The sequence below is a fragment of the Pseudomonas sp. p50(2008) genome (genome assembly GCF_015351605.1).
Lineage (GTDB): Bacteria > Pseudomonadota > Gammaproteobacteria > Pseudomonadales > Pseudomonadaceae > Aquipseudomonas.
Map to the genome: position 1 here is coordinate 959,303 of NZ_JACMYF010000001.1, position 18,101 is coordinate 977,403.

Genomic DNA, 18,101 nt, shown 5'->3' on the forward strand with positions numbered 1-18,101 from the left:
CTTTTGAAAACCCTTTAGCGGATACCCGCCAACAAGCTCCGGGCAGTCTGCTTGAGCGGTTCGTCGCCCTCTTTGAGCAGCTCGTTCAACAGCTCGATTGCACTGTCCAGGTCGCCGTCATCGATGCAGGTCTGCGCCTGTTCGAGCTTACCGGCGTTGTCTGGTTGCAGACTCAGCGGCTCCAGCTCCAGGGACTGGTCGGGATCGCTGAACTCGGCAAGAAAGTCGTCATCCAGCGATTGCGCATCCGGTTCAGCGCTCCATTCAAGCTCCGTGTCGTCCAGCGCCGGCTCATCAGGCATTTCGAACACATCGGGCAAGACGTGCAGGTTGGAGGTGAACGCTGGCTCATCCGCAAGCGGCGTTTCAGCGAGCTTCGCCGGGGATGGAGCGTTGTCGAAGGGACTGATCAGATCCCAGTTGGCGTCCATCGACAGGTCGTCGAGATTCAACTGGAAGTCATCGTTGGGTGCTACGACCGGCGCCGCGGGTGTGGGTGTAGCAATCGCGATGACCGGTGCAGTCGCCATGGTTACGGCAGCCATCGGCGCCACAGTGTTCAGCTTGGGATGACGACCACGAATTTCCTGAAGGGTTTGTTCGTCGACACCGGTGTCACGCAGGTTGTTTTCTTGAGCTTCATAGGCGGCGACGTCGCCTTGTTTCCCCAGAACCTCCAACAATTGCAAGGCCAGGTCCTTTCGCTGTGGATCCTTGGCCAACGCCTCGCGCAACAAACCCGCGGCCTCGGAAAATCGTCCATAGGCCAGATAGATACCCACACCTTCAAGCACATCGCCCGCCGGGGTTTCATCCTGCTGATCGCTGGCAGGTTTCAGCATGGTAGCCATGACAACTGGTGCCGCAGCCTGATCCAGTACCGGTTCATGTCCAGACGGCGTAACCGGCGAGGCCTCTGAAGAGACCTCGGCCTGCTGACGTTGACGCCGAACAAAGAGCCACAGGACCACCAATCCCGCCAACACCAGCAACCCTAAAACAAGTGGCCAACGACTGGCCTCGGGCTCTTCCACGACGACGGAAGCGGGTGCAACAGCGACTGGCACCACTGGCGGTGCCTGCTCGATTTCTGCCAATTGGGTTTGCAGCTCGGTGACCTGCTTTTTCTGGCCGGCGATCTGCTCCTCCTGGGCCTGAAGTTTGGTATTGAGCTCGCTGATGGTCGCCTGGAGTTGCTGATTCTGCAGCACGCTGGCGGCTAACTGCTCGGCGGCGAGATCAATTGCCGGGGTTACCGCAACGGGTTCGACTTTGGGTGCTGGCGCCGTTTTTTTCGCCGCAGCAGGCGCTGCAGTTGCAGGTTTGACACTGGGAAACGGGGAATTTGCCGTGCTGGCCACCGGCTCATCCATGACCGGGACAATTCCCGGAGCGCCCGGCGGATCGATCAACACCGTGTACTCGCGCAGCACGCGTCCGTTGGGTTGGTTGAGCTGCACCAGAAAATTCAGGAAAGGTTCGTTGACTACCTTGTTGGAGCTGACCCGGATCACGCTGCGATTACCACGAAGGATCGGCGTGAATTTCAGGTCATTGAGAAAGAACACGCGCTCGATACCGGCACGACTGAATTCATCCGCCGTCGCCAGGCTGACCGACAAGTCGCCTTCTTCCAGTCCTGCCGCATCCACCAGGGCGATGTCTGCGCGCAACGGCTGATTCAGTGCCGAATGCAGGGTGATGTCACCCAATCCCAGCGCGGGGGCCAATGCCGAGTAACTGACAGCAACACCGACCAAAACCAGTCTGGCGCAATACCGTACTACAACGTGCCAACTCTCGAGCATGAGCATCCCTTAGATAACCAGAACCAACCTGTACGCGTTCGCACATCCGGTACGAACGCGATATTGCCTAGTAGTTCTTTATAGTCTGCCGAACGGGGTATCTCAAAAATCCTGCGGGAGGCAATGCCTCAAGATTTTTCCAGGTTGGCCAGTATGTGTCCGTGAACGCGCATGCAAATCTTCAAATCCGCCTCGTCGACGCCATCGAACAGTTCCTGGCGCAGCTGGTTGGCAATGGTCTCAATTTGCTCAATCAGCGGGCGGGCCGGGGCACAAAGCACGATTTTTTTTGCTCGACGGTCTTCCAGAACCGATTGGCGCTGGACCAGGCCCTGGCCTTCCAGACTGTCGAGGAGCCGAGCCAGGGTTGGCCCTTCAACGCCAACGCTTTGCGCCAATTCACGCTGAGTAGGCGCGTCCTCGAAACGAGCCAGGTGCAATAGCACCAGCCAGCGTGCCTGGGACAACCCCAGGCCGGCAAGGCGACGGTCTAGTTCGGCGCGCCAGCCTCGGGACATTTGGGCTAATTGCATGCCAAAGCGGTGTTGGTCGGTTAACGGCATAAAAAACTCATGGTTAGACTGAAATAGAGAAAACCTAATTATTAGTCAGCTAAGCATGGCCGTTGGCGCTAAGCAAGGGGTGCTATGTACTGAATCGTTACATCAATGTAACGGGTCATTTAAATTTCAAATTCTGACTGAAGTGCCGCCCGAACACAGTACAAAACGCCCTCAGGTACCCGCCCGGCAAACAGCGGGATAATTTCCGCAACGGGCGGCAACTCCCCTTCGCCGTCCAGGAACGCATCCTGGATTTCGCCCATCAAATCCTCGGGCAGGTCCAGGGCTTGCTCCAGCGACAACTGCTGCTTGCCAATTGCCTCGGCGAGCATGGTGTAGACGTTCTTCTCCGAACATTGCAGCTGGCCCGCGATCTGCATCGGAGTCATGCCGGCACGGGCCAGCGTGATCAGCTCGTGGCGCACGTCGGCCACCACTTTCGGCGCTTCGACCTCGCCGCCGAGCACTTCGAGGAAGGCCTCGCCGTAACGCTCCAGCTTGCGTGCACCCACACCACTGACCCTGGCCATTTCCGCCAGAGAGGTCGGCTGGCTGCGCAGCATTTCGAGCAGGGTCGAATCCGGGAAGATGACGTACGGCGGCACCCCATGTTCTTCGGCGAGCTTGCGACGCAGGGCGCGCAACGCTTCCCACTGCTCGCGCTCTTCGCCCCGAACCAGTTGGCTCGCCGGGCTCTTGCTGCTCTTCGCGGTGGTTTGCGGCTTGAGGTCGCGGCGCAGTTCCAGGGTGACTTCGCCCTTGAGCAACGGCCGGCACGTGTCACTCAAACGCAGGCCACCGTAACCTTCGAGGTCGATGTCAGCCAGACCGCGGGCCACCAACTGACGGAACAGGGAGCGCCATTCGCTCTCCCCCATCGCCTTGCCGACCCCATAGACCGACAGATGCTGATGGCCAAAGCTGCGGACCTTTTCGTTGTCCTTGCCCAGCAATACATCCACCAGATGACCCACGCCATAGCGTTGGCCGGTGCGGTAGATGGCCGAGAGTGCCTGCCGGGCGGGCTCGGTGGCGTCCCAGGTCTGCACGCCATCGACGCAGTTGTCGCAATGGCCGCAAGGCTCCGGCATGTCTTCGTCGAAGTAGGCCAGCAAGGTTTGACGACGGCAGCGGGTTTCTTCGCAAAGCGAGAGCATGGCGTCGAGCTTGTGATGTTCAAGGCGTTTGTGGCGCTCATCGCCTTCGGAGTTCTGCAGCATCTGCTTGAGCATCACCACATCTTGCAAGCCATACGCCATCCAGGCGTCCGCCGGCAGGCCATCACGGCCACCCCGCCCGGTTTCCTGATAATAGGCTTCCAGGGATTTCGGCAAGTCCAGGTGAGCGACAAAGCGCACGTTAGGCTTGTCGATGCCCATGCCGAACGCCACGGTGGCCACCATGATCAGCCCTTCTTCATTGAGGAAGCGCTTCTGGTGATGGGACCGGGTTTCGTTGGGTAATCCAGCGTGATACGGCAGTGCCGGGAAGCCCTGTTCACTGAGGAACACCGCGACTTCGTCAACTTTCTTGCGCGACAGGCAATAGACGATTCCGGCATCGCTGCGTCGCTCGGCAAGGAACGCCAGCAACTGCTTGCGCGGCTGCTCCTTGGGAACGATGCGGTAAAAAATATTGGGCCGGTCGAAACTCGACAGGAAACGCTCGGCATCCTGCAGGTGCAGGCGATCGACGATTTCTTCGCGGGTGCGCTTGTCGGCCGTGGCGGTCAGTGCAATACGCGGGACGTTGGGGAACAGCTCCGCCAACTGGCCCAGTTGCAGGTATTCACGGCGGAAGTCGTGGCCCCACTGGGAGACGCAATGCGCTTCGTCGATAGCGAAGAGGGAGATTTCGAGGCTTTGCAGAAACGCCAGCATGCGCGGCTGAACCAGGCGCTCGGGGGCGAGGTACAGCATCTTCACTTCGCCACGCTTGATACGCGCGGCCAGGTCGCGTTGCTGCTCGGCGCTCAAGGTCGAGTTCAATGCAGCGGCAGCGACGCCCAGCTCTTCGAGGGTGGCCACCTGATCGTCCATCAGCGCGATCAGGGGCGACACCACCACCGCCAGGCCTTCACGCAACAGCGCGGGCACCTGGAAGCACAACGATTTGCCACCACCGGTAGGCATCAGCACCAGGGCGTCACCGCCGTTGGCCACGCGCTCAATGATTGCACCCTGGCGGCCACGGAAACTGTCGTAGCCGAAGATGTCCTTGAGGACGCGTTGAGCCTGTTCGAGCATAAAAACTCCAAAAATCACCGAAACATCCCCGCAAGGCTGGTTCAGAACCACGCAGGCTGCACCAACGAATAGTAAGTGCGCATTGCATGACGCTTCACATCTCAGCCGCAACGCCAGCAGGGCATCACAAAACGCGGGAGTATACCCGACGCCTCCTCTTCAAAGGGTGCCGCTGAGAAGACACATAAGGACAAACACTGATCCCCCGCAGGCTACAAACTTTCGATCTTGTCTCTAAAAAACAAAATCAAAAGATCGCAGCCGGCGGCAGCTCCTGCAGGAATAGGCAGTGCGTATCGGGTTCAAATATGCCGCGCGGCTGGCCTGACTGCTCAAGAAGGCCTAGAATTCCCGCATCTGTTTAATTCCCAAGGTAGCCCTTTAATGTCCTTCGCTGAGCAACTTACCCGCCTGCAAGTCTTCCTCGACGCCGATGAACTGCATGACGAGGCGCTGGACTACGTGGCCGCCCACGGTTATCTCACCGCCCTGTCGATCTGTTCCGAAACCGTGCCCGACCGTGAATGGATCGACGCGCTGTTCGCCGAAGAGCCGCATTACGCCGACGACACCGAGCGTGAAGCCATCGAATCCACCCTGATCGCACTCAAGGCTCACATCGCTCGCCAGTTGGCGTCGGATGAAGAGTTTGAACTGCCTTGCGAGCTCGACCTGGGCGAAGACCCGGATGATTCCGACCTGCGCGGCTGGTGCATCGGTTTCATGGAAGGCGTGTTCCTGCGCGAAGCGGCCTGGTTCGAAACCGCCGAAGACGAAGTCAGCGAGATGCTGCTGCCGATCATGGTGGGTTCGGGCCTGTTCGACGAACAACCCGAGTTCGAAGACATCGCCAAAGACGCCAACCTGATGGACGACATGATCGTGCAGATCCCGGAAGCGCTGACCGCGCTGTACCTGCTGTGCCAGGCGCCAGACGAAAAACCGGCGATCCTCAAGCCACGTCACCACTAAGGTTCTGCCTATGGACAACCCCATAGGCAACCGCTCCCTGATGTTGCGCTACGTGCTGCTGGCCATCGGCTGGCTCAGCGTAGCGTTGGGGGTGATCGGGATTTTCCTGCCGGTGTTGCCCACCACGCCTTTCCTGCTGCTGGCGGCCGCCTGTTTCGCCCGCAGTTCGCCGCGCTTTTACCATTGGCTGGTGGAGCACCCACGGCTTGGGCCATGGATTCGCGACTACCTCGACGGCAACGGCATCCCGCTCAAAGGCAAGGTCTACGCCATCGGGCTGATGTGGGTGAGCATCCTGTTCTCCTGCTATCTGGTGCCCCTGCCCTGGGCCCGCGGCTTCATGCTGACCAGCGCAGTGCTGGTGACGATCTATATTCTTCGGCAGAAAACGCTGCACAAGTCCTGAGATCTTTTGCTTTACAGGCCGACGATCAACCCTCCCCCGCTAAAAACACCGCCTAGACTTCACGCATCTGTACCCGAGCCGCCTAATATGCCTCGTCGCCGGCGTAGTCCAGGATGGTCAACGCTCCGACTTCGGTTCGGCGGATGGCTGTTGCTGGCAGGTTTGCTTTTGGCAGGCCTGGGCAATGTCTTTGCCGACTGGAGTTTCACGCGGATCCTGCAAACCGCCGATACACGCTACGGCCCACTCGGTCCGGCGCAGAAACGAATCGAGGCCTGGGGCCAGTTGCTGCAGAGCGAACGCAAGCAATCCGAGCGCGAGCAGCTCACCGCGGTCAATCGCTTCTTCAATCAGCAGCTGACCTTTCAGGACGACTCTCGCATCTGGGGTCAGACCGATTACTGGGCCACCCCCGTCGAGTCCCTGGTCAAGGGCAAAGCCGATTGCGAGGACTACGCCCTGGCGAAGTACTTCAGCCTGCGTGAACTCGGCATACCCAGCGAAAAACTGCGCATCACCTACGTCAAGGCCCTGACTCAGAATCAGGCGCACATGGTGCTGACGTACTACAGCACGCCCACAGCCGCCCCGTTGGTGCTGGACAACCTGATCGGCGAAATCCGCCCCGCCTCTCAACGCAAAGATCTGTTGCCGGTGTACGCCTTCAACGCCGAAGGCCTGTACCTGCCCGGAGCAAACGGCGGCAAACGCTCCAGCGACTCGAAGAAGTTGTCGCGTTGGCAGGACGTCTTGAAAAAAATGCAAACCGAAGGGTTCGCCGTGGGCGACGGCTAGTCATCACCGCAAGGAGCGTGTCATGTCACTGCGCAAACAATTGTTCCTCGCCATCTGCCTGTTCCTGCTGGTGGCGTTCAGCGGCAGTTTTTTTGTCAGCCTGGAAAGCTCCCGCGACCAGATGCTCGGGCAGTTGCGCTCCCACGCCCAGGACGCGGCCACTGCGTTGGGACTGTCGTTGACGGCGCAAATCGATGACCCGGCCATGGTCGAACTGATGGTCAGCTCGATTTTCGACAGCGGCTACTTCAACAGCATTCGGGTCATCAGCATTGCCGATGAGCAGGTACTGGTGGAACGCAACGTACGTGCCTATGCCGAAGACGTTCCCGACTGGTTCATCAGCCTGGTCGACTTGCGCCCCCAGGCGGGCGAAGCGCTGATCATGCGCGGCTGGGAACAGGCGGCGCGGGTTGAAGTGTTGAGCAACCCGCAGTTCGCCCTGGCCAAACTCTGGGACAGCACCCTTGGCAGCCTGATCTGGTTATTGATTTGCGGGCTGCTCAGCGCGGTGTTCGGCGGCTGGTTACTGCGTCGACAGCTGCGACCGCTGGACAAGATGGTTAAACAGGCAGAAGCCATCAGCAAACGCGAGTTTCTGAGCTTGCCTAAATTGCCGCGCACGCCAGAGTTGAAGCGCGTGGTATTGGCCATGAATCAAATGGTCGAAAAGCTCAAGGCACTGTTTGCCGAAGAGGCGGCGCGCAGCGAAAAACTGCGGGCCGAGTCCTATCAGGACAGCCTGACGGGCCTCGCCAATCGACGCTTGCTGGATGAACACCTGGCGAACCATCTGCTGATCTCCGAACAAAGCAGCGACGGCCATTTACTGATGCTGCAGATCAACGACCTGGCGGGGCTGAATCAACGCCTGGGCGGTCAGCGCACCGATGAGTTGATCAGCAGTGTGGCCGAACTGCTCAAGCGATTGACGCAACAACCGGAACGCAGCACGTGGCTGGCAGCGCGCAATCGCGGGGGGGAGTTCAGCCTGCTGATACCCGGCATGGACAACGCAGACGCTGCACGCGTGGCGAGTGAAATCAGCGCCACCCTCGAAAACCTGCGCCTGACCGGTGCCAGCGACTGCATGCCCGTGGCGCACCTGGGCATCGTCGCCTACCACCCGGGAGAATCGCCCGGCGATGTCTTGCTGCGCCTCGATCAAGCCCTGACCGAGGCCCGGCAGCGCCCCGAGCGGCCGTGGACACACCTGACCGATGACACGACCGCACCCAACCAGTCCCAACACGACTGGCGAACCTGGATCGATGACGCATTGACCCACGGCCACATGCAGCTGTATTTCCAGCCTGTCGTGCAATGCGCCGACACCAGTCAGGTGTTGCACCACAAGGTGCTGGCCCGCCTGCTCGATCCGCAGGGCGTGGCCATCGCCGCAGGGCATTTCCTGCCGTGGATCGAGCGTCTCGGCTGGTCGGCGCGGATGGACCTTGCGATGCTTGAGGCGACCCTCGACTACCTCATCGTCAACCGCTGGCCATTGGCATTGAGCCTGTCCGGCAGCACCCTGCGCGACCCTGTGCAACTGCAAAAAATCCTCGACATGCTCGAATCGCTGCCTGAGCTGGCACCGTTGCTGACCCTGGAAATCGACGAACGCCAACTACCGCCTCCCCTTGAACTGCAAGGCTTGAGTCACAGCCTGCTGAACACCGGCTATCGAATCGGCCTGCAGCATTTCGGTGGCAGCTTCAGCCAGATCGGCAACCTCACTCAATTGGGCCTGGCGTACCTGAAAATTGATGGAGCCTACATTCGCGGGATCGATGAGCAGAGTGACAAGCGACTGTTCATCGATGCCATTTTTCGCGCGACAAACAGCATCGATCTGCCGTTGATTGCGGAGCGAGTGGAGACGCGCGGCGAGTTTGAAACGATCAAGGAGCTGGGAGTGTTCGGGGTGATGGGACGGTTGATCGGGCCGCCAGAGCCGATGTGAGTGTTCGTTTGGCAACCGCGTCATCGTTCATCGCGAGCAGGCTCACTCCTACAAGGGTTCACGAACCCTTGTAGGAGTGAGCCTGCTCGCGATAAAGGCTGAAGCGCAATACTGAAACCCCAGACAAACAAAAACCCGCCATTCCCTGTTTACAGGAATGGCGGGTTTTGTCGTTTCAGGCCATGGATCAGACGGTATCCACCTTCAGCGAATGGTCATTCAACATGCCGTTGATGATCGTCGCCGTGTCATGCCCCCCGGCCACCACACCGCCGGCCCCCGGCGTGACGCCGTAATGGCTTGCCAGGTTGACGCCCGCCAGATCGATCGTCTGGTTCGGCGTGGCGCCGGCCATGGCGCTGACGTCGATGCTGGTCAGCACCGAAGCGCCGCTGCCAATGACTTTGAAGTGCAGGTAATCATCCAGCGAAGCGGTGGTGCCGTTTTCACCCTGCAGCAATTGCGACAGGTCGAGCTTGTCGGTGCCGGGGGTGAAATCGGTAACCAGGTCGTGCCCGGAATTGCCTTTGAGCCACTGGAAGGTGTCCGCACCGGCACCGCCCGTCAGGGTGTTATTGCCCAGGCCACCGATCAGGAAGTCATCGCCGCCACCGCCATTGAGGATGTCATCGCCCAAACCGCCGTTGATGACGTTGCTGTTGTTGTCCCCGGTCAGGTTGTCATTGAAGTTGGAGCCGGTCAGGTTCTCGAGCCCGGTCAAAGTGTCGGTGCCGGCGCCGCCGGTGGTTTGCGCTGTCAGCAAGCTCAGGTCCACCGTAACGCCGCTGGTGGCGTGGGCGTAGCTCACGGTGTCGATGCCGGCGCCGCCGTCCAGCAGGTCATTGCCGGTTCCGCTGAACAACAAGTCATTGCCGGCGCCACCGTGCAGTTCATTGTTGCCACTGCCCGCAGTCAGCACGTCGTTGCCGTCGCCAGCATTGAGGATGTTGTTGCCCGCGCCGGCCACCAACACGTCATCGCCCGCCGTACCGGTGAGGGTGTGGCCGTCCTGATAGCTGATGGTCACATTCGCCCCGTCGCTGCCACCATGGCTGTCGTTGGCGGTATAACTGCCGTGGGCATCCGGGGTGATGTCGTGAGCCCCGGCGTAGTTGACGGTCATTTTCAGCTGATAATTTTCCGCCCCCGTGGGGTTGCTGCCACTGCCGTTATTGATGTTGGTGACATGGATCTGATAGGTGCCGTCAGCCGCTGCGGTAATGGTCCCGCCATCGGCGATGGACACGAACGGGCCGCCATTGAGCGAGTACTCCAGGGTGATGCGACCGGCCGCCAGGTTGTGGTCCAGATTAAGGGTTTCGCCCTCTTTCAGTTTGACGGTGATGAGGTCTTCATCATTCGCGTTGGCCGTGGTGACACCGCCCAGGTATCCGCTGACGACCAGTACCGCCGTCATCGCTGCCGTATTGGCTGCGAATAGAGCGCGCACGTCCGCCAGGTTCTGGTTCGCCGCGGTGTTGCCGGTTCCGGAGAAGCCTTTCGCGCCTGTCCCGACAAAATCCGCGCCCTTCGCCGCCCAACCTGTGTTGAACGTGGTCGGCGTGGCAGTCAGCGGATCGCCCTCAGGATCAGTGTCGTTGGCCAGCAGCAATTCGCCCGGTACCACAACGCTGCTGGACAGAACGTTGGTGATGATGTGGTCATCCACCGCCACTGGCGCCGCGTTCGGAACGACTTTGACCACCAGGGTCGAACTGGCCAGATCGCCATCGTTGTCACTGACGGTGAAGCCGATGTTTTCGGTGATCACCACCGAAGTGGCTTTTTGCGAGGTGTAGCTGTATTCGCCCGTGTCGAGTTTGATAACCAGCGTGCCGCCGTTGTTGGTGGCAATGCTCAGCGAATTATCCACGGTGTTGAACGTACCGTGGTTGGCCCCGCCGGTGAATTTCAGCGACCCCTGGTTCCCCAGGTCCTTCGGGTCATAGGTGTAGGTGGTGCCATCGACCACGATAGTCTTGATGAAACCGCCATCGGCACCGAACGTCCCGCCCTCCAGCAACGTGCCAGTGACCGGCGCGCCCTGCACGGTACCCGAGAGTACCGAGTTGAGTTGGTTAAGGTCGGTTACCACCACCGCGTTGGTATTGGTATGGGTGCTGCCGTCATAGGCGACCGGGTCCAGGTAGGCGTTGCTCACGCCGCTGCCCAGGCCAATGGCGTAGTTCTTGATGCCATTGGCGTCGAGGAAGGCTTTCAGCGAGGCTTCGTCGGAGGCGCTGATGTCGCCTTCGTTGGGTTTACCATCCGAGAAGAAGTAACCGATGTTTTGCGCACCGGTCAGTTTGCCGGCGGTGTCGAATGCCTGCTTCATGGTGGCCACAGCGGCATCGTAGTTGGTGCCGCCGCCCGCCGTCAGGCCGGAAATGATCGACTTGGCGGTGGCCACGTCGACCCAGATCGAGGTCTTGTCGGTGGCGTTGCTGCTGAAGGTCACGATCTGCACCTTCACGTCGCCCAGGTCATCGTACTTGTCGAGCAAGGCACTGATTGCCTGCTTGGCCAGGGCCAAACGTGACAGGCCCGGTACACCCGAGGCGTCGGCCATACTGCCGGACACGTCGATCACCAACAGCAGGTTGGAATCGATTTCCACGGCAGCCACCGCGCGTTCCGAGGCGGCCGCCTTGGGCACGTCATCGACGATGTTCACCACAATCGTGCTGGTGGTGCTGTTGCCCAGGGCATCGGTGGCTTTGTAGGTGAAGCTTTCGCTCAGGGTGTTCGCCCCGTCGTTAGCGTTCGGCGACGTTTTCGGTGCCGAGGTCAGGGTGTAGGTGTAAGTGCCGTCAGCGTTGAGGAGCATCTGCCCGTAGGTGCCGGTGGCATTGCTGACCAAGGTATAGGTGACTGCGCCGGACGCGCCGGTGACCGAGCCAACCAGTGTTCCCGCAGAGGTTTCGCCAGTATTGCCCGGCTCGCTGCCGATCACGGTACCCGCCGCCAGGTCATTGCCATCCTTGGTCAGGTCCAGGGCTTTTTCGTAGACCGTCACATCGGTGTCCGACGCCGCGAGCAGTTTGCTATTGCAGACATCGATGGTGATGGTGGTGGTGCTTTCATCACCGTCAGCGTCGCGCACGGTGTAGGTGAACACGTCGGTCGCACCCGGCGTGCCGACCGAGTTCGGGTTGCTGTGATAGGTCGCATTGCCATTGGCGTCCAGGGTCAGGTAACCGTAGTTGCCGTTGATGTTGGTGTTGAGCCCGCCACTGACCGAGGTCGAGGTGTTGCCGCCAGCGCGCACGCCCACCACCGCACCACCGACCGCCGGACCGTCGGAGCCACTGATGTCGTTGTCGAGCACATTGCCGCTGACCGTACCGCCTTCATTGACATGGGCCGAATCCGGCTTCGCGCTCGGCAGGTCATCGACGATGTTGACGTTGATCTCGCCCGAAGCAGAACTGCCGTCGGAGTCGGTCGCCACCACCTGGAAGTTTTCGCTGATGCTGTTCGCACCGTCCGCATTGGGATGGGTTTCGCTGCCCACCAAGGTGTAGCTGTAGCTGACCACGCCGGTGACCTGATCAAAACCGGTGATGGTCAGGTAGCTGCCCAGCGGAGTAACGATGGTGTGCGGCAAACCGGAGACCACGCCCCCGCTCATCACCGCATAACCGCCCACGGTCAGGGTTTGCAGACCGTCGAGCGCTGTCACGGTAAAAGTGCCGGTCTGGGTCAATGCCGGCGTGTCAGGGCTGGTGCCCCAGTCGAGGTTTTTCTCGTAGACAGTGACTTCGCCCCCGTTGACGTTCAAGCCGCCGATGACCACCGGATCGTCGTTGTTATGGATCTGCAAAACGAGGTTCGCGGTGCTGGTATCGCCGTCCGAATCGGTGAGGGTGTAGGTGAAGGTTTCCGTCCCGTTACCGCCGCCCTTCAGGCCTTTGAAATCAGCGTCGTTGGTGTTCAGGGTGTAGGTGTAAGTGCCGTTGGCATTGAGCACCAGGCTACCGTAAACACCGTTGAAGGTGCCGGGTGTAACCGGGCCTGCATTGTCGCCGGTCACGACCCGGTCGGCGCCTTGCACGTCGTTGGTCAGCACGTTGCCGTCGAGGGTCACCAGGGATTCCGCAGCGGTCTTCGCGTTCGTGTCATCCACTGCCTTTGGCACGTCATCGACGATGCTCACCACAATGGTGCTGGAGGTGGTGTTGCCCAGCGAATCCGTCGCAAGGTAGGTGAAGCTTTCAGTCAGGGTGTTCGCGCCATCGTTGGCGTGAGGTGTCGTGCTCGCCGGCGAAGTCAGGGTGTAGGTGTAGGTACCGTCGGCGTTGAGCTGAATCTGGCCATAGTTGCCGGTCGCACTGCCCACCAATGCGTAGGTGATCGCACCGACGGCACCGGTGACCGAGCCGACCAGTGTTCCGGAAGCGGTTTCACCGGTGTTGCCAGGCTCGCTGCCGGCGACCGTACCCGCTGCCAGATCGTTGCCATCTTTGGTCAGGTCCAGGGCTTTTTCGTAGACCGTCACATCGGTGTCCGACGCCGCGAGGATTTTGCTGTTGCAGACATCGATGGTGATGGTGGTGGTGCTTTCATCGCCGTCAGCGTCGCGCACGGTGTAGGTGAACACGTCGGTCGCACCTGGCGTGCCGACCGAGTTCGGGTTGCTGTGATAGGTCGCGTTGCCATTGGCATCGAGGGTCAGGTAGCCGTAGGCGCCGTTGATATTGGTGTTGAGCCCGCCACTGGCCGAAGTCGACGTATCGCTACCGGCGCGCACGCCCACCACGGCACCACTGGCCGCCGGACCGTCGGAGCCACCGATGTCGTTGTCGAGCACATTGCCGCTGACCGTTCCGCCTTCATCGACATGGGCCGAATCCGGCTTCGCGCTTGGCAGGTCATCGACGATGTTGACGTTGATCTCGCCCGAAGCAGAACTGCCATCAGAGTCGGTCGCCACCACCTGGAAGTTTTCGCTGATGCTGTTCGCACCGTCCGCATTGGGATGGGTTTCGCTGCCCACCAAGGTGTAGCTGTAGCTGACCACGCCGGTGACCTGATCAAAACCGGTGATGGTCAGGTAGCTGCCCAGCGGAGTAACGATGGTGTGCGGCAAACCGGAGACCACGCCACCGTTCATCACTGCATAACCGCCCACGGTCAGGGTTTGCAGACCGTCGAGCGCGGTCACGGTGAAGGTGCCGTTCTGGGTCAATGCAGGCGTGTCAGGGCTGGTGCCCCAGTCGAGGTTTTTCTCGTAGACGGTGAGTTCGCCACCGTTCACGTTCAAACCGCCGATGGTCACCGGATCGTCGTTGTTATGGATCTGCAGAACGAGGTTCGCGGTGCTGGTATCGCCGTCCGAGTCAGTGATCGTGTAGGCGAAGGTTTCCGTCCCGTCGCCACCGCCGTGCAGGGCTTTGAAATCGGCATCGCTGATGTTCAGGGTGTAGGTGTAAGTGCCGTTGGCGTTGAGCACCAGGGTGCCGTAAACACCGGTGAAGGTGCCGGGGGTGATCGGGCCGGCATTCTCGCCGGTGACGACACGGTCGGCGCCTTGCACGTCGTTGGTCAGCACGTTGCCGTTGAGGCTCAGCAGTGTTTCCGAGGCGGTGCCGGCGTTGCTGTCATCCACCGCTTTGGGCACGTCATCGACGATGTTGACGTCGAGCGTGCCATTGGCCGTGGTGCCGTTGTCGTCGACCACGGTGACGGCAAATTGCTCAGGCAGATTGTTGGTGCCATTGGCGTTCGGATGGGTTTCGTTATCGGCCAGGGTGTAGCTGTAGCTGACCACGCCGGTGGCGGGATCGAAACCGGTCACGGTCAGCGTGCTGCCCAACGGCGTGACAACTGATTGCGGGAAGCCTGCGCTCACGCCGCCGACCACCACGTTGATGCCGCCAATGCTTAGGGTCTGTACGCCATCAAGGGCGGTGATGGTGAAGGTGCCGCTTTGAGTCAGCGCGGTGGAGTCCGGTGCACTGCCGTCGCCGAGGTTTTTTTCGTAGACGGTCAACTCGCCGCCGTTGACGCTGAGGCCGTCGATGGTCACCGGATCGTCGTTGTTATGGATCTGCAGAACGAGGTTCGCGGTGCTGGTATCGCCGTCCGAGTCAGTGATCGTGTAGGCGAAGGTTTCCGTCCCGTCGCCACCGCCGTGCAGGGCTTTGAAATCGGCATCGCTGATGTTCAGGGTGTAGGTGTAAGTGCCGTTGGCGTTGAGCACCAGGGTGCCGTAAACACCGGTGAAAGTGCCTGGGGTGATCGGGCCGGCATTCTCGCCAGTGACGACACGGTCGGCGCCTTGCACGTCGTTGGTCAGCACGTTGCCGTTGAGGCTCAGCAAGGTTTCCGAGGCGGTGCCGGCGTTGCTGTCGTCCACGCCTTTGGGCACATCATCGACGATGTTGACGTCGAGCGTGCCATTGGCCGTGGTGCCGTTGTCGTCAACCACGGTGACGGCAAATTGCTCAGGCAGATTGTTGGTGCCGTTGGCATTCGGATGGGATTCGTTATCGGCCAGGGTGTAGCTGTAGCTGACCACGCCAGTGGCGGGATCGAAACCGGTCACGGTCAGCGTGCTGCCCAACGGCGTGACCACCGATTGCGGGAAGCCAGCGCTCACGCCGCCGACCACCACATTGATGCCGCCAATGCTCAGGGTCTGTACGCCATCAAGGGCGGTGATGGTGAAGGTGCCGCTTTGAGTCAGCGCCGTGGAGTCCGGTGCACTGCCGTCGCCGAGGTTTTTCTCGTAGACGGTCAACTCGCCGCCGTTGACGCTGAGGCCGTCGATGGTCACCGGATCGTCGTTGTTATGGATCTGCAGAACGAGGTTCGCGGTGCTGGTATCGCCGTCCGAATCGGTGATGGTATAGGCGAAGGTTTCCGTCCCGTCGCCACCGCCGTGCAGGGCTTTGAAATCGGCATCGCTGATGTTCAGGGTGTAGGTGTAAGTGCCGTTGGCGTTGAGCACCAGGGTGCCGTAAACACCGGTGAAGGTGCCGGGGGTGATCGGGCCGGCATTCTCGCCGGTGACGACACGGTCGGCGCCTTGCACGTCATTGGTCAGCACGTTGCCGTTGAGGCTCAGCAAGGTTTCCGATGCGGTGCCGGCGTTGCTGTCGTCCACCGCTTTGGGCACATCATCGACGATGTTGACGTCGAGCGTGCCATTGGCCGTGGTGCCGTTGTCGTCAACCACGGTGACGGCAAATTGCTCAGGCAGATTGTTGGTGCCATTGGCGTTCGGATGGGTTTCGTTATCGGCCAGGGTGTAGCTGTAACTGACCACGCCGGTGGCGGGATCGAAACCGGTCACGGTCAGCGTGCTGCCCAATGGCGTGACAACCGATTGCGGAAAGCCTGCGCTCACGCCACCGACCACCACATTGATGCCGCCGACGGTGAGGGTTTGCACGCCATCCAGCGCGGTGATGGTGAAGGTGCCGCTTTGAGTCAGCGCGGTGGAGTCCGGTGCACTGCCGTCGCCGAGGTTTTTCTCGTAGACGGTGACCTCGCCACCGAACACGCCTAGCCCGCCAATCGTCACGGGGTCGTCGTTGTTGTGAATGTTCAGCACCAGCGTCGCCGTGCTGGTGTCGCCGTCCGAGTCGGTCAGGGTGTAGACGAAATTTTCCGTCCCGCTGCCACCGCCGTGCAGCGCCTTGAAGTCTGCGTCATCGGTGTTCAGCGTGTAGGTGTAGGTGCCGTTGGGATTGAGCACGAGGGTGCCGTACGTGCCGGTGAAGGTGCCACCGATCACTGGCCCGCTGTTGGGTCCGGTTGGAATACGGTCGGCGCCCTGGGTGTCGTTGGGCAGCACGCTGCCGGTCAGGGTCACCAGGGTTTCCGACGCTGTGTTGGCGTTATTGTCATCGACCGCCTTGGGCGCATCGTCGGTGATGTTGATGTCCAGGGTGCCGGTGGCGGTATCGCCATTGGTGTCGCTGGCGACCACGGTGAATTGTTCGCTGAGAGTGTTGGCGCCATCGCCGGCCGAATGGGTGTCGTTGCCATTGAGGGTGTAGCTGTAACTGACCACGCCCGTTGCCGGGTTGTAACCGTTGATGGTCAGGGTGTTGCCCAACTGGGTCGTGATCGATTGCGGAAAGCCTGAAGCCACGCCGCCGCTTAACACGCTGATGCCGCCAATGCTGAGGTTCAGCAGGCCGTCGGCAGCGTTCACGGTGAAGGTGCCATTCTGGATCAGCGCCGCCGGGTTGCTGGCCGAGCCGTCAGGCAGATTGGCTTCATTGAGGGTCAGTTCGCCACCGGCCGAATTGAGACCGCCGAGGGTGACCGGATTGTTCACCGGTGGCGGCGGGACGATGACGGGAGGTGTGTCGTCGCTGACGTTGTCATTGAGATCGGCGAAATGACGCTCCAGCGGAAACTCCGGAATGCCATTGAAACCCGCTGTCGGGAAACCGATGGTCGGATCGACTCGACCGGCCACTTCTTCCAGCAGCACAAAACTGTGACCACCGCCCAGTGCACCGGACCCATTAGCACCAGACGGTCCAGCCGCAGTGGCTTCACCGGTCTGGGTCGGGTCTTCGCCGGCCGCAATGGCTTTTTGCAGTTGTTCAACATCGGTCAGCTGCGCTTCGCTTGGCGTAACGATCTCAGGCGAATCCACATGGGGCACCTGATTAGCGAGCAGCTGGGAGGTCATCTGCAGGCTGCTGTCACGCCCCAGAGTCAATTCCTGGCCGTTTTTCAAATGCACCGCCACCGCCCCTTCCGCGCCGGTGACCAGTTGATCGCCGGCAAACAGCCGATCACCTTCAACCAGTGCGCGTCGGGTGCCATCACCCGCGACCGCGAACACCTGACCAATGACCTTCGAGACGGTACCGATGAGCGTAGCCATGTGCATCTCCTCTGCTGCCAACCAGTGCCGGCAACCAAATTTTTTTGCGAAGAAAGTGCCCATGTCTGAAGCGAGCCGCTTTGCGAAAACACCTGCCGGACAGTTTGATTTACGTTACGTAAGCCGCTGCCCTGGCGACACTCTCGCCAAACCTGTCGCTCATCGATGACCTGCGCCGGAATCGGACAAACCCAATGTAATCAACGACTTTGGGATCCCGTTTGGCAGAAATGATCACCTCCGAGCGATGCGTAACAGTCCTGAACCAGCAAAGTGACAAAAAAATGTCACCCCCTCAACTGCCCCGCCTCCCTCCCCTCCAGCACCTCTTCGTCCCTTATCGATAAATGGATGGAACTTAAATTTTGCCCTTGCAAGCTCCCTAGGGCTCGTAATACAAGGGTTCCACGAGAGAACAATGTGCTGGATTTTTCGGAGCGCATAAGTTTTTTTTGGCATAAGGCTTATGAGAAATATTTCTTAGCTATGCGCTAGAA

At 60.3% G+C, this 18,101-nt stretch carries 8 protein-coding genes; 4 read left to right on the top strand and 4 right to left on the bottom strand.

All coding sequences use genetic code 11. The features are described 5' to 3' along the window. Positions 1 to 14 precede the first annotated feature (14 nt). From H7698_RS04350 to recQ, 3 genes are all read right to left on the bottom strand, one after another. Positions 15 to 1,808 carry a FimV/HubP family polar landmark protein gene (locus H7698_RS04350; RefSeq protein WP_194690683.1) on the bottom strand — a complete coding sequence of 598 codons (1,794 nt, stop codon included), beginning with the start codon at positions 1,806 to 1,808 and terminating at the stop codon, positions 15 to 17. A gap of 128 nt (positions 1,809 to 1,936) precedes the next feature. Beyond that, complete coding sequence (locus tag H7698_RS04355) at positions 1,937 to 2,371, bottom strand: MarR family transcriptional regulator (RefSeq protein ID WP_194690684.1); 435 nt, start codon at positions 2,369 to 2,371, stop codon at positions 1,937 to 1,939. A gap of 119 nt (positions 2,372 to 2,490) precedes the next feature. Then, positions 2,491 to 4,617: a DNA helicase RecQ gene (gene recQ, locus H7698_RS04360; RefSeq protein WP_194690685.1), complete on the bottom strand. Its 2,127-nt coding sequence runs from the start codon at positions 4,615 to 4,617 to the stop codon at positions 2,491 to 2,493. A 384-nt stretch (positions 4,618 to 5,001) separates the two neighbouring features. Between recQ and H7698_RS04365 the strand changes: the two genes are divergently transcribed. The 4 genes from H7698_RS04365 (at position 5,002) to lapD (ending at position 8,753) form a co-directional block, all read left to right on the top strand. Continuing rightward, positions 5,002 to 5,589 carry a UPF0149 family protein gene (locus tag H7698_RS04365; RefSeq protein ID WP_162436857.1) on the top strand — a complete coding sequence of 196 codons (588 nt, stop codon included), beginning with the start codon at positions 5,002 to 5,004 and terminating at the stop codon, positions 5,587 to 5,589. Positions 5,590 to 5,599: 10 nt separating this feature from the next. Beyond that, positions 5,600 to 5,995 (top strand): YbaN family protein, encoded by a 396-nt coding sequence (locus H7698_RS04370; protein ID WP_194690686.1) that lies wholly within the window; start codon positions 5,600 to 5,602, stop codon positions 5,993 to 5,995. Positions 5,996 to 6,082: 87 nt separating this feature from the next. After that, positions 6,083 to 6,790 (top strand): cysteine protease LapG, encoded by a 708-nt coding sequence (lapG, locus tag H7698_RS04375; protein WP_194690687.1) that lies wholly within the window; start codon positions 6,083 to 6,085, stop codon positions 6,788 to 6,790. Between the two features lie 22 nt (positions 6,791 to 6,812). Continuing rightward, a complete protein-coding gene (gene lapD, locus H7698_RS04380) occupies positions 6,813 to 8,753 on the top strand; it encodes a cyclic di-GMP receptor LapD (protein WP_194690688.1) in 1,941 nt (646 codons plus the stop codon). Positions 8,754 to 8,940: 187 nt separating this feature from the next. Here the strand turns inward: lapD and H7698_RS04385 are convergent, their stop codons facing one another. Next, the gene (locus H7698_RS04385; RefSeq protein ID WP_194690689.1) at positions 8,941 to 17,604 is read right to left on the bottom strand and encodes a retention module-containing protein; all 8,664 of its coding nucleotides are present in this window, start codon (positions 17,602 to 17,604) and stop codon (positions 8,941 to 8,943) included. Between the last annotated feature and the right edge of the window lie 497 nt (positions 17,605 to 18,101).

Coding starts and splice junctions, on each gene's coding strand:
- H7698_RS04350 (WP_194690683.1), bottom strand. CDS start 1,808: ATGCTCGAGAGTTGGCACGTTGTAGTACGGTATTGCGCCAGACTGGTT.
- H7698_RS04355 (WP_194690684.1), bottom strand. CDS start 2,371: ATGCCGTTAACCGACCAACACCGCTTTGGCATGCAATTAGCCCAAATG.
- recQ (WP_194690685.1), bottom strand. CDS start 4,617: ATGCTCGAACAGGCTCAACGCGTCCTCAAGGACATCTTCGGCTACGAC.
- H7698_RS04365 (WP_162436857.1), top strand. CDS start 5,002: ATGTCCTTCGCTGAGCAACTTACCCGCCTGCAAGTCTTCCTCGACGCC.
- H7698_RS04370 (WP_194690686.1), top strand. CDS start 5,600: ATGGACAACCCCATAGGCAACCGCTCCCTGATGTTGCGCTACGTGCTG.
- lapG (WP_194690687.1), top strand. CDS start 6,083: ATGCCTCGTCGCCGGCGTAGTCCAGGATGGTCAACGCTCCGACTTCGG.
- lapD (WP_194690688.1), top strand. CDS start 6,813: ATGTCACTGCGCAAACAATTGTTCCTCGCCATCTGCCTGTTCCTGCTG.
- H7698_RS04385 (WP_194690689.1), bottom strand. CDS start 17,604: ATGGCTACGCTCATCGGTACCGTCTCGAAGGTCATTGGTCAGGTGTTC.